This window comes from Sulfitobacter sp. M39, assembly GCF_021735935.1.
Classification (GTDB): Bacteria; Pseudomonadota; Alphaproteobacteria; order Rhodobacterales; family Rhodobacteraceae; genus Sulfitobacter.
Genome location: NZ_WMDZ01000001.1, coordinates 1,913,928 through 1,934,053, shown reverse-complemented (window position 1 = coordinate 1,934,053; position 20,126 = coordinate 1,913,928). Strand labels below are relative to the sequence as shown.

The window sequence follows — 20,126 nt, the reverse complement described above, 5'->3', positions numbered from 1 at the left end:
GACCCGAACCAGCCTTTCAGCGAGCCGCCATATAGGACTTGAGCCGCCCCAGCCCCTCGGCAATATCCTGGGTGCTGCGCGCATAGGAAAACCGCAGCCAGTGATGCCCGCGCAGCGGATCGAAATCGAGCCCCGGGGTCACGGCCACACCTGCCTTGTCCAGAATATCGCGTGCCAACGCGCGGCTGTCATCCGTCAGCTCGGACACATCGGCGTAGACATAGAAAGCCCCGTCGGGGGGCGCAAAACGAGTGAAGCCAGCCTCGCGCAGGCCGGTGATCATCATCGCGCGGTTTGCGCGGTAGACATCCATATTCGCCTCAAGCTCGTCCGTACAATCCATCGCGGCAAGGGCGGCAACCTGACTGGCGTGGGGGGCGCAGATAAACATGTTTTGCGCGATCCGTTCGACCACCCGCACGTGATCCTCTGGCACAACCATCCAGCCGACACGCCAACCGGTCATAGAGAAATACTTGGAAAACGAATTGATGACATAGACATCATCGGTGATCTCAAGCGCGGTCACGGCCTTTTTCTCGTATTCGATGCCGTGGTAAATCTCGTCCGAGATGAACGAGGCCCCCTGCGCTTTTGTCGCGTCGATCAGCGCGGACATGGCAGCGTGATCCAGCATCGTGCCCGTCGGGTTGCCCGGCGACGCCACCAACAGCCCCTGCAGATCCATGCCAGCGAAATCCGCAGGCACCGGCTGCAAGCGGTTTTCAAGCGAAGTGGGCAGATCGACGGGAGCGAGGTCCAGCGCCTTGAGGATCTGGCGGTAACTGGGATAACCCGGTGCCCCGATGCCCACACGGTCCCCGGTGTCAAAGAGCGAGGTAAACGTCAGGATGAACCCGCCCGAAGAGCCAGAGGTGATCACCACACGGTTCGGGTCCAGATCGACATTGTACCACTCCCCGTACATCCGCGCGATCCGCTGGCGCAGCGCGGGCAGTCCCAATGCGACGGTATAGCCAAGCGCGCCCTGCTCCATCGCGGCGGTCAATGCGGTGCTCGCCCCTTTGGGCGCGCCCGTGCCGGGTTGGCCGACCTCCATATGGATGATGTGGCGGCCCTCCGCCTCGGCGGCGGCGGCGGCCTGCATCACATCCATCACGATAAAGGGATCGACCTGAGATCGGGTTGAAATGCGCATGGGCTTGATCCTACTGTTGAGCCCGGACCTTTCACCGCACCCCGCCGGTGCCGTCAACCCTTGTGCGCGCTGGCAAAATCGCGCACCACCCTTGCAACCGGTGCCTGCACCCCCGCGCAACAACAAGCGAGTGACCCTGATGAAAAAGCTGATCGCCCCCGCCCTGATGGCCCTGTCCCTGACAGCCCCCGCCCACGCGATGGACCTGACCGAACTGACCGATGCCGAACGCGCGCAATTCCGCGCCGAGGTCCGCGCCTATCTGATGGAAAACCCCGAAGTGATCATGGAGGCGGTGAACCAGTTGCAGGCCCGTCAGGCCGAAGCACAGGCGCAGGCGGATTTCACGCTGGTGTCCGACAATGCGGCCGCGATCTTTGACGACGGCTATTCTTATGTCGGTGGCAATCCCGAAGGCGACATGACCATCGTAGAGTTCATGGACTACCGGTGCGGTTACTGCAAAAAAGCGTTCTCCGAGGTCGAAAAACTGGTCAACGGCGACGGCAACATCCGCTTTATCGTGAAAGAGCTGCCGATCCTGGGCGAACAATCCATGGTCGCCTCGCGCTTTGCCATCGCGACCAAGATCGTTGCAGGGGACGAGGCCTATAAATCCGTGCATGACGCCTTGATGAGCTTTAACGGCGACATCACACCAACATCGCTGGGTCGCTTGGCCAGCAGCTTTGATCTGGACGCCGAGGCCATTCAGGAAAAGATGGACAGCGCCGAAGTCACCGCCGAGATCGAAAAGACCCGCGCGTTGGCACAAACGCTGCAAATTTCCGGCACACCGACCTTTGTGATGCAGGACGAACTGCTGCGCGGCTATCTGCCTTACGACCAGATGAAAGCCATTCTGGAAGAAAAACGCGGCTAAGATGCGCTTGGCACTAGCCTGTTGCGTGGCGGCCTTCCCGGTTGCCGCGCAGACCGACTTTGGCGCGTTAACCCATGCAGAACGGCGCGCCTTGGGGGAAGAAGTGCGGGCGTTGCTTCTGGCAGAGCCCGAGCTTGCAGCACCCGCTGTGGCCCCTCGCAACTATGCTGCCGAAGCCTATCATGAGAAGGCGCAGGCGGATCTCGCGCTTATCGCATCCCTGACAGATCAAGTATTGGCCGGAGCGCCGATTGCGTTGTTTACCGGCGACGATTGCGCAGACTGTGATCGCGCAGTGGCGGAATTAGAAGCGATAACAGATACATATAACATCACCCTCACGCATCACATGATGTCCAATCCTGCCAGCGCCGCTCTTGCCGCACAGCTTGGCATGACCGATCCTCCCTTCTACGTGATGGCAGACCGCATTTTGCGTGGCCATATGCCCGACATCGTGCTGCGTCGGTATCTGGCTCCGTAGCGCCTAGAGAAACCGCTGATGATAGCGCACCATGCGTTTGAAATGCGCATCAAGCGATCGCTTGAGATGCGGGGCCTCTTTCACGTTGAGGATATAATCGACCAGCAAGTCATACTGTTTGATCTGGCGCGGCAGCCGGTTTGACGGGGTCAGGCGCGACTGCCGTTCCTCTTCGTCGATGACCTGCACCACCTGCTTTTCCGGCCAGTCGAACAGCGGCGCATCGGCCACCATCGCCTTGCCGTTCATCAACGGCAGCTCGGCGTCGTAATGGGCAAAGATCGCGCGTTCCAGCGGTTCCACCTCAGCCTTCGTCGCCACCGGCCAGGCCCAGACAAAGGCGATCTCCCACACGTCGATCTGACGGTTGGCAATCACGTCGGACCGCGCCGATGTCAGATGCCGGCGCACCCGCGTCCGGATACCATCGACCGACTGGCCTACATAGATCGGATTGCCGTCCAGATCACAAAGCGCATAGACGCCGATCTGATTGGTCAGCGCCGCCAGTGCCTTGCCCCGAAACGCCTGCGCCGCGTTCACGCGACTGCCCCCAGTGACTGACGTTCAAGCAGGGGCGCGAATAGCACCTCGTCCAGATAACGCACGACAGGCACGGCGACCCCATCCCCCGCCACGCGGTAGGCGTTATTATAGGTATCGGGCATCTTGTAGCTGTCCGGCAACCCCATCAGCCGCGCCACCTCGCGCGAGGAAACAAGCCGGGCCTTGGTCTGGTTGCCCTTGATAAACATCAGGATCTGCCGCGAGGACCCGCCCGCAGGCGTCCGCAAGCAGCCCGCAATCCCGTCGGTGCGCAGCTCTGCCCGTTGGCGGACATTCCCATCCGCATCGGGGCGCCCGCGTTTATAGATCGTGCCCACCACCGTGCGCCCCGCCTTGCGCGCCACGCGCAGCCGTTCAAGGCTGGGGGGCGACATCAGCGTCAGCAGACGGTCGGTATCCGCCGCACTGAACCACGGCATGGTGGCACGCCGTTCCAGCACGCGCTCAAGCGCCTGTTCGTCGGCGGGGGCGTCCCCCAGCTTCCACCAGACCCAGTTCGACCGCACAGGACGCGACGCAGAGGCCAGGAACTTCTGCAGCTTCTTGCCGTGAAAGACATGGGACGGTTTTGGCACCGTCAGCCCCGAGATGTCGATATCCTCGCGCACGCAGACAACGAACAGACGCGGCCGGCTTTGCGGCAGGAAACGCCGCGCGTCGATCTCGAGCGCGCCGACCTTATAGCCAAGCCGCACAAAGGTCGCGAGTACGGTGTTCATATCCGCGCCACCATTGCGCGACACCAACCCGACGACGTTTTCAAAGGCGATAATACGCGGCGCAAATCCTGCTTTTATGGCCGTGGCAATCTTGTCGGCCCAATGGGCAAAGACACCGCTGCGCGCGCCGCCCAATCCCCGCCCCTTGCCCGCAAGGCTGAAATCCTGACAAGGGCTCGACGCCCAATACATATCGATCTGACGCGTCAGAAGGTCATCGGGCATGGCCGCGATATCGCCCTGATGCAAGGCCGCCTGCCCCCAATTCTGGGCATAGACCTTGCATTTCATCGCATCGATATCATTGGCCAGCACGCAATCCCACCGGTCCTGCAAGGCCGCGCGCACCATGCCACCGCCGCAGAAAAACTCGGCGTACGTCGGGGTCTTGGCGGCGTGATCAGGCATATCTATTGATATGGAATACGCAAATATCTGTCGATGGCAAATGCGCCGCTTGGGGCAAAGTCACTCGGCTGCTTGCTCAGCCGCTTGGGTCTCTGCTTCGATGACGGCGGCGCGGGCTTCAACCTGTTCGACGATGTGATCGATCATCGCGTCATTGCCCAGCTTGTGGCTTTGTTTGCCTGCAAGATAGACCATGCCTGACCCGTTGCCCCCGCCGGTAAAGCCCACATCCGTCATCAGCGCCTCGCCGGGGCCATTGACGACGCAGCCGATGATGCTCAGGCTCATCGGGGTCTTGATATGCTCCAGCCGTTGTTCCAGCGCCTCGACGGTCTTGATCACGTCAAACCCCTGCCGCGCGCAGCTGGGGCAACTGATGATGTTCACACCACGGTGACGCAGACCAAGGGATTTCAGGATCTCGTAGCCAACCTTGACCTCTTCCACGGGGTCCGCAGACAGGGACACTCGGATCGTGTCACCGATACCCATCCACAATAGATTGCCCAGGCCAATGGCCGATTTGATCGTGCCAGAGGTCAGCCCCCCCGCCTCGGTGATGCCAAGGTGGATCGGTGCATCCGTCGCCTCGGCCAACTGCTGGTACGCGGCGGCGGCCATGAAGACGTCAGAAGCTTTGCAGCTGATCTTGAATTCGTGGAAATCATTGTCTTGCAGGATCTTGATGTGATCCATCCCGCTTTCGACCATCGCATCGGGGCATGGTTCGCCGTATTTCTCAAGCAGGTGACGTTCCAGCGATCCAGCATTCACGCCGATACGGATCGAACAATTGTTGTCCCGCGCGGCTTTAATCACCTCTTTTACACGCTTTTCATCGCCGATATTGCCCGGGTTGATCCGCAGACAGGCGGCCCCCGCCTCGGCGGCTTCGATCCCGCGTTTGTAGTGGAAATGGATATCCGCCACGATCGGCACCGAGACCTCGCGCACGATCTCTTTCAGCGCCTTGGAGCTTTCGACATCCGGCACCGACACACGCACGATATCCGCCCCCGCATCGGCAGCGGCCTGAATCTGCGCGATGGTCGCTTTGACATCCGTCGTCAGCGTATTCGTCATCGTCTGCACCGTGATCGGCGCATCGCCCCCGACCGGCACATTCCCCACCATGATCTGACGGGACTTCCGGCGGTAAATGTTGCGCCACGGGCGAATGTGATTGAGGGACATGCAAAGCTACCTTTGGCAATGAAACAGTCGAAGGGTCTGTCAGGTTCGGTTCGCCCTACACCTATTCAGCCCGTCGCTTTGTTGCAATGGTATCCGGCTTATTCCGTCGGCGAAGTCGCCGCATTCTTCAGCTCGGCCACCATTGTCGCGAGCGCGGAATTCTCTTCCAGTACGGCTGGCTCGTAAAGCTCCGCCAGCGCCTGACGGTGCAGCGGCAGGTTCGACGTCACAGCCCCACGATCGCCAACAGGCCCGAAGTACTGCCCGTCCATCGCGAAATACAGCGCGCCGGATTCGCCGGTGCGCAGCGTCGGGGGCTCTTCGGTCGCGGGGATATCCCAACTGTCGCCCTTGTTCATGATGCCTTCAAAGATAACCTTGCCGTCTGCGGCGCGTACGCGCACCCAGGATGGATAGGCTGCAACCATACGCAGTTGCGGCGCGGGCCCTTCGACCACCTGCGGCACGCCCCCCGGCAGCACATCGGGCGCATCCCGCTGGACCACGGTATTCTCTGCGGTGCGCAACGCATCCCCTACGGATGGCGAAGGCGAAGTCGAGGCAAAGCTGCCGATACTGCGCGGATCAATCGAAGAAATCGGCGCATCCCGCGCGACCAGAACAGGCACATCCAGTGCGGCAGGACGATAAAGACGGTCCAGCGCGTCGGAACGTGGCGTCGCCATCGCGGTCGGCGCATCGGGGTCTTCTGTCGTTTCGGGGGCGGAGGCAAGCGCGCCTTGAAGCGGATCAAGATCCGACAGCACAACAGGGGTTTCATCCACGGGAGAGACCTGCACGCGCTGCACTTCTTTCAGAACGCTCCACCCGCCGTAACCAATCCCGCCGATCAAAGCGACGAGCACCAGCAGCGAGCCCAAAGCACCGGGCTCTATTCGCGCCAGAAGGGAATCACCGACGGGGGTGAAGGGCGTCGCAGGGCGGGCAAAGATATCGCTCTCGCCATTGCGTGTCATACGCTCTTCGCGGGTGGGCTTTTTGACGACGGACGCTTTAGAGGACATGCCATGCGCCACGGCAAAACCGGATTCAGCACAGAAGGCTGCGAACGCCTTGTCCGGGTCCATGTTCAGATAGCGCGCATAAGACCGCACGTAACCGGCAATGAATCCAGGTGTATCGAAGGCCTCGGGATCAGCGTTTTCGATCGCGGCAATGTAAGAGGCTTTGATCCGAAGCTCGCGTTGAACATCCAGCAGCGATTTACCAAGCGTCGCGCGTTCACCGCGCATGAGATCACCAAGGCGCAAGTCGAACGCGTCGAAACCTTTGGCTTCAACTTGCTCGTTATCTGCCGACTTGGAAGACCACCGCCCAATCATAAAAATGTCCCGTAGCTATGCCCGCTGCCCTTAATCGAAACAACATGTTGATTCGAGATTAAGCTTTTCTTTCGATATCGGTAGCATAAATCAACGGACTATACGAAATATTCGGGGTCACCCCGCCATTTCGGCACGATTCAGCGCACAATGGGACCACAAAGCGTCCATCGCCTGGACCAGCCCTTCGATTTCCAGCGGGCCATGTACGGGCGACGGGGTAAAGCGCAAACGCTCTGTCCCGCGGGGCACGGTAGGGAAGTTGATCGGCTGCACATAGATACCGTGGTCATCCAGCAGACGATCCGACAGAATCTTGGTGTGTACGGGGTTTCCGACGATCACAGGCACGATGTGGCTACCGTGATCAATGATCGGCAGACCCAAGCCCTTGAGGCGCAGTTTCAGCACTTTGGCCTGCTGCTGGTGCTTCTCGCGCAGTTCGGGCGCGGTCTTGAGGAAGGCAACAGAGGCCGCAGCACCGGCGGCAACCGCTGGCGGCAGAGACGTGGTAAAGATGAACCCCGGCGCGTAAGACCGGATGGCATCGCACATCTTGGCCGAAGCCGCGATATAGCCCCCCATCACGCCATAGGCCTTGGCCAGCGTCCCGTTGATGATATCCAGCCGGTGCATCAGGCGATCACGCTCGGCGACCCCTGCCCCACGCGGGCCATACATCCCCACGGCGTGGACCTCGTCGATATAGGTCAGCGCGCCGAATTCATCGGCAATGTCGCAAATCGCCTCGATCGGGCCGAAATCGCCATCCATCGAGTAAATCGATTCAAAGGCGATCAGCTTGGGTGCGGCGGGATCGTCAGCGGCCATAAGCGCGCGCAGGTGGTCCACGTCGTTATGCCGGAAGATACGCTTGGCCCCGCCATTGCGGCGGACCCCTTCGATCATCGACGCGTGGTTCAGCTCGTCGGAATAGATGATAAGGCCGGGAAAGAGCTTGGGCAGCGTGCTGAGCGTCGCGTCATTGGCGATATAGGCACTGGTGAACAGCAAGGCGGCTTCCTTGCCGTGCAGGTCCGACAGCTCTTCCTCAAGACGTTTGTGGTAAACCGTGGTGCCCGAGATATTGCGCGTCCCGCCCGACCCAGCACCTGTCGCATCAATCGCTTCGTGCATGGCGGCCAGAACAACAGGGTGTTGCCCCATCCCGAGGTAATCGTTCCCGCACCAGACGGTGATATTCTTCTCTTGCCCGTCGGGTTGGGTCCAGACAGCGTGGGGGAATTGACCATTGCGGCGTTCAATGTCGATGAAGGTGCGGTAGCGACCTTCTTCGTGCAGCCGGTCAATCGCCTGATCAAGCTGTTTGGTATAGTCCATTGCGCCTTGCTCCTTCGTCGGTGGCGGGACCAGCAAAGGCAACCGGATCATTCGCCATATTCGTGCTTTAGAATGAATATAGTTTGGAGCCATTCAATTCAATGCCTTAATAGGAACCGATTGTCGCAGGTGCCGCCCTAGGGCGGATCGCATCGCTGTCGGATGTCGCGCATCGGAAACCTGCACTCTGTCCCGCTTGTGCAAAGGCATGATTCTTAACCGATTCTCACGCGTTTTAGCGCGCAAGCTGCGGCCACCTCGGGCGGACCACTGGACACGGCCAAGCGCGCTGATACGGTCGCGGCAATCTTCACCCTGACAGAAAGGTTTACGCCCATGTCCCTACCCGACGTATTGGCACGGATCGATCATGATCTGGATGCGGCCACCGACCGGCTGCTCGATCTGCTGCGCATCCCCTCCATCTCGACTGACCCCGCGTTCAAGGACGACTGCGACCGCGCCGCCGATTGGCTGGTCGAAGATCTGAACAGCATCGGCATCAAGACCACCAAACGCCCCACCCCTGGTCACCCGATGGTGGTGGGCCATGTGGACGGCCCCGCCGATAAGCCGCATATCCTGTTCTACGGTCACTATGACGTCCAGCCTGTCGATCCGCTGAACCTGTGGCATCGCGATCCCTTTGATCCCGCCGTCGAGGACACTGCAAAAGGCCGCGTGATCCGCGGACGCGGTGCTGCAGATGACAAGGGCCAGCTGATGACCTTTGTCGAGGCGCTGCGCGCGTGGAAAGCGGTCAAGGGCGACTTCCCCTGCCGCATGACTTTCTTCTTCGAGGGCGAGGAAGAATCAGGCTCCCCGTCGCTGGTGCCCTTTATGGAAGAGAATGCCGAAGAGCTACGGGCCGATTATGCGATGATCTGCGATACGGGCATGTTCCAGTCCAAGGTGCCGTCGATCGTGACGATGTTGCGCGGCTTGATGGGCGAAGAGCTCACCATCACCGGCCCCGATCTTGACCTGCACTCTGGCATGTACGGCGGCGTGTCGATGAACCCCGCGCGCGTCCTGTCCAAGGTCATTGCCTCCCTGCACGATGACACGGGCCGCATCACGGTGCCCGGTTTCTATGACGGTGTGCCAGAACTGCCCGACGATATTCAGGCGCAGTGGCAAGGGCTTGCCTTTGATCATGACAGTTTCCTTGGTGATGTGGGCCTGTCGAAACCCGCCGGCGAACAGGACCGCATGCCGATCGAGATGATCTGGTCGCGCCCGACCTGCGAGGTCAACGGCATGTGGAGCGGATACACAGGTGCCGGTTTCAAGACCGTGCTGCCCTCGCAGGCCCACGCCAAGATCAGCTTCCGTCTGGTGGGCACCCAGGACCCTCACGTCATCCGCGAAAGCTTTCGCAAGATGGTGACAGACATGATGCCCGAGGACTGCGAAGCCACCTTCCATGCCCACGGGTCGAGCCAAGGATCGGTCTTCGAGACCACCGCCCCGGCATTTGAAGATGCCCGCAAAGCGCTGACCGATGAATGGAACGTTCCCGCTGCCTATGTCGGATGTGGCGGATCGATTCCCATTGCGGGGCATTTTCAGAAGATTCTGGATACCACGCCGGTGCTGATCGGATTCGGCAAGGATGACGACGCCATCCACTCCCCGAACGAGAAATACGACCTCGAAAGCTTCCACAAGGGAATCCGAAGCTGGGCCCGTATTCTGGATGCGATGACGTAAGCAAACGGGCGGGCCTAACGGCCCGCTTTTCCCTTTTTAGGACGAGGTAAATCATAAATCTAAAAAGGGAGAAGTGGCGCGGTTGACGGGGCTCGAACCCGCGACCCCCGGCGTGACAGGCCGGTACTCTAACCAGCTGAGCTACAACCGCGCAGTAAGGGCGGAATAAGATAAGCAGCGCAGAGCGTCAAGCGATTAACCGCAGAAAACTACAAAGAATTTTGGAAATTATCACCACGACATTTTGCGCATGAATCAGCACCGGAAATCCCCTACCCGTGGCGGAAATCAGGGGTCTGAACGCACAAGCAAACCACGCCCCGAAGGGCGTGTGCTTGTTATCAAAATGTTTGATAAAATGCAGCGGTGGCGCGGTTGACGGGGCTCGAACCCGCGACCCCCGGCGTGACAGGCCGGTACTCTAACCATCTGAGCTACAACCGCCCACTGCGTACTTCGTCGTTGCCGTCGAAGCGTTTGGTGGTGATAGGGTTTGCTCGCGATGGCGTCAAGCGGGGTTTTGCATGGATTGGCAGGAAAATTGAAATTTTCTTGGATCCGCCCTCAGACGCCCTGCCCGACCTGCCCTGCGCCCAAGAAAAAACCCGCGCTGTGGGGCGCGGGCTTGGCTTATTTATCGGAGTATGTGCCCCAGACGTGATCACTGGGCGCTGGCGGCATATCCTTGGTCTGATGCAGCCGGTGCAAATTCACCTTGGCGATGAAATTGCCGGTGATGGGGGCTGTGACAAACAAGAACGCCATTACTAGAATCTCGTGCAGGGACCCTGTGCCAGAGGCGAAGGAATAGATCATCGCCGCCATCAGCAGCGACCCCACACCCAGTGTCGATGCTTTGGTCGGCGCGTGCAGACGGGACATGCAGTTGTCCAGCTTTATCAGGCCGATGGAACCGACAAGGGTAAAGAACCCGCCCACGATCAGCAGGGCCGAGATGATGATTTCGGGGATTAGGGGTAGATCACTCAATGATATCACCTCGCAGCACAAAGCGCGCGATGGCCACGGTCGACACAAAGCCAAGCATGGCAAAGATCATCGCACTTTCAAAATAGATGTCGGTGCCCAAACGCATTCCCAGCAGGATGATCAGGGCAATCGCGTTCACGACCATCGTATCCAGCGACAGGATACGGTCGCCGGTATTAGGGCCTTTCAACAACCGCAGCATCGCCAGTAGCTGCGAGACCGCAACAGCGACAAAGGCGATATTCAATGCAATCAGAATCATTCGAAAATCTCCTTCAGGCGACGCTCGTAGCGCTGTTTGATATCGTCACGCACCTCGTCAGGGTTTTCTGCATCCAGCGCATGGACCAGCAGGGCTTTCCCGTCTTCGGACACATCCGCCGACACCGTACCGGGCGTCAGGGTGATTGTTCCCGCCAGCAGGGTGATCGCCTCGGGGGTACGCAGCTCTAGCGGGATAACGACCCAGGCGGGGCGCATTTTCTTGTTGGACTTGAACAGGACGATCATCGCGACCACGACGTTGGCGACCAGAATATCCCACATGACCATGATCAGATAGCCCAGAAGCTTGACCGGTTTCGCGACCGGCGGGCGGTCAGGCCAATAGGCCGCGGTGGCAATCGGGATCAGCAGCCCCAGAATGACACCAAAGACCACGGTGCCAAGCTTGATTTCATTGACCAGTAGACACCATGCAATCGCGAGGATCGCCGTCAGCATCGGGTGCGGAAGCAGTCGGGACAACATATCAGTGATCCTTCTTAGGTGCGGCGGCATCCTCTGCGCCGTGGTCCTCTGTCGCATAGGCTGATCCCGTGGCGTCGCCGTGGTCATCCTCTGCGTGATGGTCCGTGATCTCTTTACCCGGCGTGGTCAGGACCACCGCAAGATAGCGTTCGGGGTTAAACAGCTGGGCAGCGGTCGCATTCAGCACGCGGGTCATGGGCCCCGCCGCAACGGTCAGTGCGACAAGCAGGGCGAGCAGCCCGCCAATGGCCACCATCGGCAAGACGCCCTGCCCCTCGGCAACAACCGGTGCCTCATCACCCTCGGCTGGCTCTGGGGCGGACTGGTGCGCTTTCCAGAAAATCTGGCTCCCCGCGCGCGAGAAACCGACAACCGCGATCAACGACCCGACAAGGATCACACCCCAGACCCACCACATCAGGTCAGCGCTGCGGGCCGCATCAAGGATCAGCAGTTTGCCCAGAAAGCCCGAGAGCGGCGGCAGACCGGCCATCGCAATCGCCGCGACAAAGAACATGCCCGCGACAAGCGCCCCACCTGCCAGCGGCGGCGCATCGACAAAGGACACCTCGGCCGCGCCGCGACGGCTGCGGATCACGTCGATCAGCAAGAACAGCGCTGCGGCGGCAAAAGTGGAATGGATCGCATAGTAAAGGGCGGCGGAAATTCCGGCGGGGGTAAAGACCGACACAGCAGCCAGCAGCATGCCCATCGACCCGATCACCGAGAACGCGACCATGCGGTCGGCCCGTTTGGCCCCCAACACGCCCGCCATACCCAGTGCGACGGTCAGCAGCGCGGCAGGCATCAGCCAGACATCAAACAGCCCCTGCGTGATCTCAAGATCGGGGGGGAAAACCAGCGTGTAGAAACGGATGATACAATAGGCCCCGACCTTGGTCATGATCGCGAACAGCGCAGCCACGGGGGCCGGTGCCTCGCTATAGCTGGCAGGCAGCCAGAAATGCAGCGGCAGGATCGCGGCCTTGACCGCAAAGACCAGCAACAACAGCACCGCCGCGACGCGAATACCCGCACCATCGCCCCCATCCAGCGTCGCCACACGCATCGCCAGATCGGCCATGTTCAGCGTGCCTGTCTCGGCATAGATCGTGCCAAGAGCAAAGAGGAACAGGGTCGAGCCCAGCAGGTTATAGAGCACATACTGCGTCCCCGCGCGCAGACGCCGTTGCCCGCCCGCGTGGATCATCAAGCCATAAGAGGCGATCAGCAACACTTCGAAAAAGACAAACAGGTTGAAGGCGTCGCCGGTCAGGAAGGCCCCGAGAATGCCCATAAGCTGGAATTGGAACAGCGGATGGAAATGCCGTCCGCGGTTATCCCAGCCCGACCCGATCGCATAAAGCAGCACCGGCAGCGCCAGCACACAGGTCAGCAGGACCATCAGCGTCGACAGACGATCCGCGACCAGCACGATACCGAAAGGTGCCGCCCAGTTGCCAAGCTGGTACAGGCTGACCGTCCCGTCGGAGGCCTGCCAGAACAGCCCAAGCGCCAGTGCCAGCAGTCCCAGCGTGCCCGTAACGGACAGCACCCGTTGGATCAGCAGGTGATAGCGCGCGGCCAGCACCATGAAAGCCGCCAGCATCGCTGGCAGAACGATCGGAAGAATAAGCCAATGGGTCATGCCGGGCCTCCTCCGCGTGGGGAGGGTTCTGCGGTGTCTGCCTTGGCCAACGTGTCGGGTTCGTTGACCAGATCATCGCCCGCGCTGAGGTAGGACCCGACCGCGATCATCACGACCACGGCTGTCATCCCAAAGGAGATCACGATCGCCGTCAGCACCAGCGCTTGTGGCAGCGGATCGGTATAGACCTCGACCCCGTCGCGCAGGATCGGCGGGGCGTTCAACGCCAGCCGCCCAGAGGCGAACAGGAACACATTGACCGCATAGCTGATCAGCGAGGTGCCGATGATCACGGGAAAGGTACGCAGACGCAGGATCAAATAGATCCCGGCAGCAGTGAGAACGCCAATGGCGGAAGCGACTAAAAGCTCCATATCAGGTCTCCGTCTCGGTTTTCGGTTCATCCCGTGACGGGTCGATATCCATAGCGTGTTCACTTTCCTCGATGCCGGCGCGACGGCCCAACCGCGAGAAACTTTCGAGCGACAGCATCACCGCGCCGACGACGGCGAGAAAGACCCCAAGGTCAAAGCCCATAGCGGTGGCGAGCTCGAATTTCTCCATCGGGGGGATCCGGAAATAGCCAAAGGCAGAGGACAGGAACGGCGCACCGGCAAACCACGCACCGATACCGGTCAGACCAGCGCAAAGCACCCCTGCCCCGATGATCCCGTGGTAATGATAGCGCTGGCGCTTGTCCGCCCAGGCAAAGCCGCTGGCCATATATTGCATCACGACCGCAATCGCGACCACCAGACCGGCAACAAACCCGCCGCCCGGTTCGTTGTGACCCCGCAGGAAGATATAGACACCGACCAGCAGAACCACCGGCATCAGGACGCGTGTCAGCACCACCATCATCAGCGGATGCGCATCGCCTGCGCGCTCTTCCTCATAGCCACGGTTCAGCAGACGCGCGCGCACAGGGCCGGACATCAGCGCCTCTGTCAGGGCATAGATGACCAGCGCGGCGATCCCCAGAACGATGATCTCGCCAAAGGTGTCGAAGCCACGGAAATCCACGAGGATCACGTTGACCACATTGGTGCCGCCGCCGCCTTTGTAGGAATTGGCAAGGTGGTAGTCCGCAATAGAGGCAATCGGGAAATCCGACATCAGGATCGAATAGATCAAGCCCGCTGCCGCCAGCCCTGCCACAACCGATACCACGATATCGCGGCTGCGGTGCAGAACGGTGCTTTCCTTAGGCGTGCTGTTGGGCATGAAGTTCAGCGCCAGCAGCAACAGCACAATCGTCACCACCTCGACCGAGATCTGCGTGAGCGCCAGATCGGGGGCCGAGAAATAGTTGAACCCGACCGATACCATCAGGCCGATGATCCCCATCAGGATCAGAACCGCCAGACGGTTGCGGTGTACCGTCACAAGGAATCCTGTCGCGATCATCAGCATCAGCCAACCGGCAAAGCCGACGGGCGTGATGGGCAGCATCTCGCGCGCGGGGGAACCATCGGTGCCGGTAAACCACGCATGCGCCCCGATGGCGACGACGGCGGTCACGAAGACGGCAGCGTAGCGGGTAAAGGACCCGTTGTGCAAACGCTCGGATACCAGACCGGCAAGACCCACGGCCGCGGCGATGATACGGTCAAAGATGTCCTTGGCCTCGGGGCGCGGTGTGGCGGCCCAAAGACGCGACAACGGGCCAAAGGCGGCGAGCAGCAGCAAACCACCCACCACAGCAATCGCCGACATGCCGAGCGCGGGCACGAAGCCGTGCCACAGCTTGATATGCGCGCTTGGCATCTCGGCGGCAGTGCCGATGACCGCTTGGGTCACGGTGCGCACAAAGGGTTCCGCCAGGAACGGTGCCACACCGATGACGATCACGGGAATGATCAGCAAGGCCGGGGAAATCCACAGGCCAAACTCGGGGTCGTGGGGCTTGGCTGGGTAATCGTTCCGCTCTTTGCCCAGGAACGTATGCGCAATAAACCGGAAGCTATACGCGGCCGAGAAAAGCGCGCCGAGCGTTGCCACTGCCGCCACCAGATAGGGCGAGCCGAACAGCGTGGTGTGCAGCGCCTCTTCCAGCATCATCTCTTTGGACAGGAACCCGTTCAGCAACGGGATACCCGCCATCGACAATGCGGCCAACGTGGCAATCGCAAAGGTGATCGGCATCAGACGGCGCAAGCCCCCCAGTCGGGTCATATCGCGGGTATGGACCGCGTGATCGACAATGCCGGCGCTCATGAACAACGCGGCCTTAAAGCTCGCGTGGTTCAGAATGTGGAACACCGCCGCCATCGCCCCAAAGGAGGTGCCCGTGCCCAGCAGGAAGGTGATCAGCCCCAGATGCGACACAGTGGAAAACGCCAGCAGCGCCTTGAGGTCGTTTTTGAAAATCGCGATCAGCGCGCCAAGGACCATCGTGATCAACCCGGCAGAGCAGACCAGCACGATCCAGATTTCAGTGCCCGACAGCACCGGCCACATGCGCGCCATCAGGAACAGCCCCGCCTTCACCATCGTGGCAGAGTGCAGATAGGCCGACACCGGCGTCGGGGCCGCCATCGCGTGGGGCAGCCAGAAGTGGAAAGGGAATTGGGCGGATTTGGTGAAACAGCCCAGCAGGATCAGGATCAACGCAGGCAGATACAGCGGCGACGCCTGGATAAGCTCGCGGTTCTCGAGGATCACGGTCAGGTCATAGCTGCCCACGATCTGCCCCAGCAGCAGCATGCCAACGATCATCGCCAGACCGCCCATACCTGTCACGGTCAACGCCATCCGCGCGCCTTGCCGCCCTTCGGGCAGATGCTTCCAGAACCCGATCAGCAAGAAGGAAGACAGCGACGTCAGCTCCCAGAAAATGAGCAACATCAGGATGTTATCCGACAGAACAATCCCGACCATCGCGCCTTGAAACAGCAGCAGATAGGTAAAGAACGCGCCCATATTGTCGTCACGCGACAGATAGAACCGCGCATATAGGATGATCAGCATCCCGATCCCAAGGATCAGACCCGCGAACATCAACCCAAGCGGGTCAAGGAACAGGTTCACGTTCAACCCCAGCTGCGGCAGCCACGAGAGGCTGGCGGTCACGACCTCGCCCGCAAGAACGGCCGGTGCATGTGTCGCAAGGCCGATCGCGGCGCAGGCCGTCACCAGAAAGGTCACCAAAAAGCAGCTTTGACGGCCTGCCTGATACATCAGGCCGGGCAGCAAGGCGCCAAGAAACGGGAGGGCTATAATCAGGAACAAAGACATGGCCGCAACTATGTCATGAGCCACGCCAAAACGACCAGCCCTCTTTTCGCAAATTGCGATGGAAAAATACCGATTTATGAGCGCTTCTTGTCGCAGCAATTGAACTTTGCCGCGGCGCGATGATCCAATTTAGGTCCGTTTCGCGAATATGTAAGAGAGCAACCGCATCCGCCGCATAAAAAAATGCGGCAGTCGTCTAACGGCCGCATCACATTTGATAATTCCGCGTGCTGCGGGGCGGTGCGGGGCCTACAGATTCTCTTGGTCTTCGGGTAGCGCACCTTTGAAACCGGTGGCGACCACGAATTTCTCGGAACTGTCTGACCGGCTGGCGGGAGGTTTGATATTGGCGACCTTGGCAAACCGACGCTTGAGCAGCTGTTGCAAGTCGCCCTCCGCCCCGCCGGCCAGCACTTTCGCGACAAACGTGCCGCCATCCTCAAGTACGTCAAAAGCAAAATAGGCCGCGGCTTCGCACAGCGCGATGATCCGGTTGTGGTCGGTCTGTTTGTGGCCCGAGCTTGACGCCGCCATGTCGGACATCACCACATCGGCCTTGCCCCCCAGCCAGCCTTTAACAATCTCGTCCGCGTCGTCTTCCATGAAATCAAGCTGGTGCAATTCGCAGCCTGCAATCGGCTCCATCTCTTGCAGATCGATCCCCAGAATGGTCCCGACATTCTTGCCCTTTTTCTCGCCCAGAACATTGCAACGTTTGACCGCGACCTGACACCAGCCACCGGGGGCCGCGCCAAGGTCGACCACCCGCGCACCGGGCACCAGAAAGCGGTACTTGTCGTCCAGCTCCATGATCTTGTATGCCGCGCGCCCGCGATACCCTTCGGCATTGGCGCGTTTGACATAAGGATCGTTCAACTGGCGCTGCAACCAACGGGTCGAGCTGAGCTTGCGCCCGCGGGCCGACTTGACCTTGACCTTGAGGTCACGCTGGCCGCGCCCTGATGTATTCTTGCCAGTGGGGGTCTTCCCGCCCGACGCACCGCCCGTGGGCGTCTTGCCTGTCGGAGTTTTCGCCATCAGCCTAATCCTTCTTCCAAAACGCCATCCGCGCTCATCTGGGCATATAGCAGCCCCTCGCGCAGACCACGGTCTGCAACACTTAATCTATCCGTCGGCCAGCACCGCATCAACGCCTGCAAAATCGCGGCCCCCGACATGATCAACGCCTGACGATCCAACCCGATACGCGGATCGGCACGCCGCCCACCCGGCCCCATCGCCAGATAGGAATGGATCACCTTGTCGATCTGCGCCGAGGTCATGCGAAGCCCGTCCACTTTGGTCCGGTCGTAGCGCTTTAGCCCCAAATGGCTGGCAGCAACAGTGGTGACCGTGCCCGAGGTGCCGACAATCTGGAAATGGTCCTGCGACTGGATCGACTGATAGGGGGTGAAGTCGGTCAGGTTCTCCTCGAAGAACCAGCTCATCAAGGCAAAGCGTGCGGCGTCGTCTTCCACGTCAGAGAATTGATCGCGCAGGGTCGCCACGCCCAGTGGCACGCTGATCCAGTCGACCACACGCGCGGCGGGCACATCTGTTTTCGCCTGATGAAAGCCCCCATGCAGCCGCATGATGGATTGCGCACGGTCGGCTTTGGGCACCTTAGAGATGTCGATCCAGACCAATTCGGTCGAACCGCCGCCAATGTCCACCACCAGCAGGTTGTGGGTCTTGCGGTTCACCAGCGGCGCGCAGGAAATCACGGCAAGCTGCGCTTCTTCCTCGGGCTTGATGATATCAAGCTTTAACCCCGTCTCGCGCTGGATACGCTGCATGAATTCGGCACCGTTGGCGGCACGACGGCATGCCTCGGTCGCGACAAGCCGCATCCGCCGCACCTTGTTACGGCGCAGCTTTTGCTGGCAGATGCGCAATGCCTGAATGGTACGCGTCATCGATCCGCGCGACAATCGCCCGGTTTTCTCAAGCCCTGCCCCAAGCTGGACAGACTTCGAGAAGCTATCGACGACATGGAAACCGCTGCCTTTTGGCTGTGCGATCAGCATGCGACAACTATTTGTGCCCAGATCAAGGGCCGCATAAAGTTCGGTCGATCTGGGCGGAACTGGCGCGGGGCTCAGAGCCGGCGGTACATCGAGCGCGCCCGCACCTTTGGGACGCTGTGGCGCCATGATTGCGCCTTTCATATTGAGTTGCCCCCAAGGTAGTGTTTCTGCGGACAAGGGGCAAGCGGGAAACCAGAGATCCGGCACCGTAAGCTTATCGTCGCCCTCACAACCATCTTGAGAATTATGACGCCCCGCCCCCCTCGCCTGTCGCGGTTGCGCGCTGTAATGTGACCACGTCGCAGACGCCGTTCTTAATGTCGAAAAACGGCGACGGGGACAGATCAACAGCCGCTAAGAAAAACAAGCACAGCAGAGGAATCAATCATGCCCGAAGTTACCATCGTCTATTGGCGTGATATTCCTGCGCAGGTCATCGTCGGCAAAGGCCGTCGCGGGTCCAAGCGTCCGCTGCCCGAACGGTTTGAACAGGCCATCGACCGCGCCGCGATGAAAATCGGCGCGGATGACAGCGATGCCTATCTGGCCGAATGGCGCAAGGCCGATCCCTATACGGTAGAGGGCGAACCCGACGCCGTGGCCGATGCAGAGGTCGCGCGCATCGACGCAGAGTTCGACCGTGACCGCATCAAGACGCTGATTGCCAATGACGGCTGGGCCTGACCGCCCGTTGCCGGTGCAAAAGTTGATCCCCTCATGAAAGAAATGCTCATGTCCCTTTTGAACTTCCGGCGCAAAGAAGCCCCCGTGTCTGATCTGCCTACCCCCGAGGTCGCTTCCTTTTTGCGCGACTACTCGATCGAGGTGATGCCCCGCACGGCGGAAAAGGTCGAAGACTTCCGCGATCTGCTGCCCGAGGGTACACGGGTCTATATCGCGCATATCGATGGCACCCCGATCGAAGACATGGTCGCCACCGCCGCGCGGCTCAATGCCGACGGCTACAAGGTCATGCCGCACTTCCCTGCCCGCATCATCAAGGATCGTGCCACGCTGGAAAACTGGATCGCCATGTATCAGGGCGAGGCTGACGTAAAGCAGGGCTTGCTGCTGGCCGGTGGCGTCGCTACGCCCCACGGCGATTTCAGCGACTCCATGCAGCTGATGGACACGGGATTGTTCGACAAACACGGGTTTGAACGGCTGCACATCGCAGGCCACCCCGAAGGCAACCGCGACATCGACACCGATGGGACACGTCTGCGAGTAGATGATGCGCTGCGCTGGAAGCAGGGCTTTTCCGAACGGACGGACGCGAAGATGGCCATCGCCACACAATTCGCCTTCGAAGCACAGCCGATCATCGAATGGGCCGATAGCCTGAAACACGCGGGCATCGACCTGCCTATCCACATCGGCATTGCGGGCCCCGCCAAGCTGCAAACCCTGATCAAATTCGCCATCGCCTGCGGGGTCGGCCCTTCGCTTAAGGTGCTGCAAAAGCGCGCGATGGATGTCACCAAACTGCTGTTGCCCTACGAGCCGACAGATGTGATCACCGAACTGGCCGCCCACAAAGCCGCCAACCCAGATTTCAACATTACCCATGTGCATTTCTTCCCGCTGGGTGGGATCAAGACGAATGCCAATTGGGCCATTGAAAATGGCGGACCCGCTGCTCAGCCAGCCAACTCCGTCTAAG

19 protein-coding genes and 2 tRNA genes are annotated in these 20,126 nt (G+C 60.3%); 5 read left to right on the top strand and 16 right to left on the bottom strand.

Translation table 11 applies throughout. The features are described from left to right. Positions 1-16 precede the first annotated feature (16 nt). Positions 17-1,159 carry a pyridoxal phosphate-dependent aminotransferase gene (locus tag GLP43_RS09410; RefSeq protein WP_237279107.1) on the bottom strand — a complete coding sequence of 381 codons (1,143 nt, stop codon included), beginning with the start codon at positions 1,157-1,159 and terminating at the stop codon, positions 17-19. Positions 1,160-1,298: 139 nt separating this feature from the next. Here GLP43_RS09410 and GLP43_RS09405 point away from each other — a divergent pair, with 139 nt between their 5' ends. Beyond that, entirely contained in the window at positions 1,299-2,042 is a 744-nt protein-coding gene (locus GLP43_RS09405; protein WP_074635200.1) for a DsbA family protein, read from the top strand. 1 nt (position 2,043) lies between these two features. Next, complete coding sequence (locus tag GLP43_RS09400) at positions 2,044-2,526, top strand: disulfide bond formation protein DsbA (RefSeq protein ID WP_237279106.1); 483 nt, start codon at positions 2,044-2,046, stop codon at positions 2,524-2,526. A gap of 3 nt (positions 2,527-2,529) precedes the next feature. Here GLP43_RS09400 and GLP43_RS09395 read toward each other — a convergent pair whose 3' ends face one another. From GLP43_RS09395 to hemA, 5 genes are all read right to left on the bottom strand, one after another. Further along, a complete protein-coding gene (locus tag GLP43_RS09395) occupies positions 2,530-3,069 on the bottom strand; it encodes a GIY-YIG nuclease family protein (RefSeq protein ID WP_005853274.1) in 540 nt (179 codons plus the stop codon). Beyond that, positions 3,066-4,220, bottom strand: a complete 1,155-nt coding sequence (locus GLP43_RS09390; RefSeq protein WP_237279105.1) for a DNA cytosine methyltransferase — start codon at positions 4,218-4,220, stop codon at positions 3,066-3,068. Before GLP43_RS09390 ends, GLP43_RS09395 begins: the two co-directional genes overlap by 4 nt. A gap of 60 nt (positions 4,221-4,280) precedes the next feature. Then, entirely contained in the window at positions 4,281-5,414 is a 1,134-nt protein-coding gene (ispG, locus tag GLP43_RS09385; protein WP_237279104.1) for a flavodoxin-dependent (E)-4-hydroxy-3-methylbut-2-enyl-diphosphate synthase, read from the bottom strand. Between the two features lie 98 nt (positions 5,415-5,512). Further along, on the bottom strand, positions 5,513-6,757 hold the full coding sequence (locus tag GLP43_RS09380) for a helix-turn-helix domain-containing protein (protein WP_237279103.1): 1,245 nt from the start codon (positions 6,755-6,757) through the stop codon (positions 5,513-5,515). Between the two features lie 117 nt (positions 6,758-6,874). Then, positions 6,875-8,098 (bottom strand): 5-aminolevulinate synthase, encoded by a 1,224-nt coding sequence (hemA, locus tag GLP43_RS09375; RefSeq protein ID WP_237279102.1) that lies wholly within the window; start codon positions 8,096-8,098, stop codon positions 6,875-6,877. Between the two features lie 336 nt (positions 8,099-8,434). Here hemA and GLP43_RS09370 point away from each other — a divergent pair, with 336 nt between their 5' ends. Further along, positions 8,435-9,811 carry a M20/M25/M40 family metallo-hydrolase gene (locus tag GLP43_RS09370; protein WP_237279101.1) on the top strand — a complete coding sequence of 459 codons (1,377 nt, stop codon included), beginning with the start codon at positions 8,435-8,437 and terminating at the stop codon, positions 9,809-9,811. Positions 9,812-9,885: 74 nt separating this feature from the next. On the opposite strand, the gene GLP43_RS09365 is transcribed toward GLP43_RS09370, so the two are convergent. The 10 genes from GLP43_RS09365 to GLP43_RS09320 all read right to left on the bottom strand — a co-directional run bounded on the left by GLP43_RS09365 (position 9,886) and on the right by GLP43_RS09320 (position 18,589). Beyond that, positions 9,886-9,962: transfer RNA gene (locus tag GLP43_RS09365), tRNA-Asp, on the bottom strand. 216 nt (positions 9,963-10,178) lie between these two features. Further along, a tRNA-Asp gene (locus tag GLP43_RS09360) sits at positions 10,179-10,255 on the bottom strand. Positions 10,256-10,441: 186 nt separating this feature from the next. Next, entirely contained in the window at positions 10,442-10,801 is a 360-nt protein-coding gene (locus tag GLP43_RS09355) for a Na+/H+ antiporter subunit G (protein WP_064215750.1), read from the bottom strand. After that, entirely contained in the window at positions 10,794-11,063 is a 270-nt protein-coding gene (locus GLP43_RS09350; RefSeq protein ID WP_005853262.1) for a K+/H+ antiporter subunit F, read from the bottom strand. Before GLP43_RS09350 ends, GLP43_RS09355 begins: the two co-directional genes overlap by 8 nt. Next, on the bottom strand, positions 11,060-11,551 hold the full coding sequence (locus GLP43_RS09345) for a Na+/H+ antiporter subunit E (protein ID WP_237279100.1): 492 nt from the start codon (positions 11,549-11,551) through the stop codon (positions 11,060-11,062). Before GLP43_RS09345 ends, GLP43_RS09350 begins: the two co-directional genes overlap by 4 nt. A gap of 1 nt (position 11,552) precedes the next feature. Then, complete coding sequence (locus GLP43_RS09340) at positions 11,553-13,199, bottom strand: monovalent cation/H+ antiporter subunit D (protein ID WP_237279099.1); 1,647 nt, start codon at positions 13,197-13,199, stop codon at positions 11,553-11,555. Beyond that, complete coding sequence (locus GLP43_RS09335; RefSeq protein ID WP_237279098.1) at positions 13,196-13,573, bottom strand: Na+/H+ antiporter subunit C; 378 nt, start codon at positions 13,571-13,573, stop codon at positions 13,196-13,198. The genes GLP43_RS09340 and GLP43_RS09335 overlap by 4 nt, the downstream gene beginning before the upstream one ends. A gap of 1 nt (position 13,574) precedes the next feature. Further along, a complete protein-coding gene (locus tag GLP43_RS09330; RefSeq protein ID WP_237279097.1) occupies positions 13,575-16,436 on the bottom strand; it encodes a monovalent cation/H+ antiporter subunit A in 2,862 nt (953 codons plus the stop codon). Positions 16,437-16,685: 249 nt separating this feature from the next. After that, entirely contained in the window at positions 16,686-17,474 is a 789-nt protein-coding gene (locus tag GLP43_RS09325; protein ID WP_237279096.1) for an RlmE family RNA methyltransferase, read from the bottom strand. Then, positions 17,474-18,589 carry a Ppx/GppA phosphatase family protein gene (locus tag GLP43_RS09320; RefSeq protein WP_005853251.1) on the bottom strand — a complete coding sequence of 372 codons (1,116 nt, stop codon included), beginning with the start codon at positions 18,587-18,589 and terminating at the stop codon, positions 17,474-17,476. The genes GLP43_RS09325 and GLP43_RS09320 overlap by 1 nt, the downstream gene beginning before the upstream one ends. A gap of 261 nt (positions 18,590-18,850) precedes the next feature. Here GLP43_RS09320 and GLP43_RS09315 point away from each other — a divergent pair, with 261 nt between their 5' ends. Together GLP43_RS09315 and GLP43_RS09310 are read left to right on the top strand one after the other, a co-directional pair. After that, on the top strand, positions 18,851-19,147 hold the full coding sequence (locus GLP43_RS09315) for a virulence factor (protein ID WP_237279095.1): 297 nt from the start codon (positions 18,851-18,853) through the stop codon (positions 19,145-19,147). Positions 19,148-19,195: 48 nt separating this feature from the next. Then, positions 19,196-20,125, top strand: a complete 930-nt coding sequence (locus tag GLP43_RS09310; RefSeq protein WP_237279094.1) for a methylenetetrahydrofolate reductase — start codon at positions 19,196-19,198, stop codon at positions 20,123-20,125. Position 20,126 lies beyond the last annotated feature (1 nt).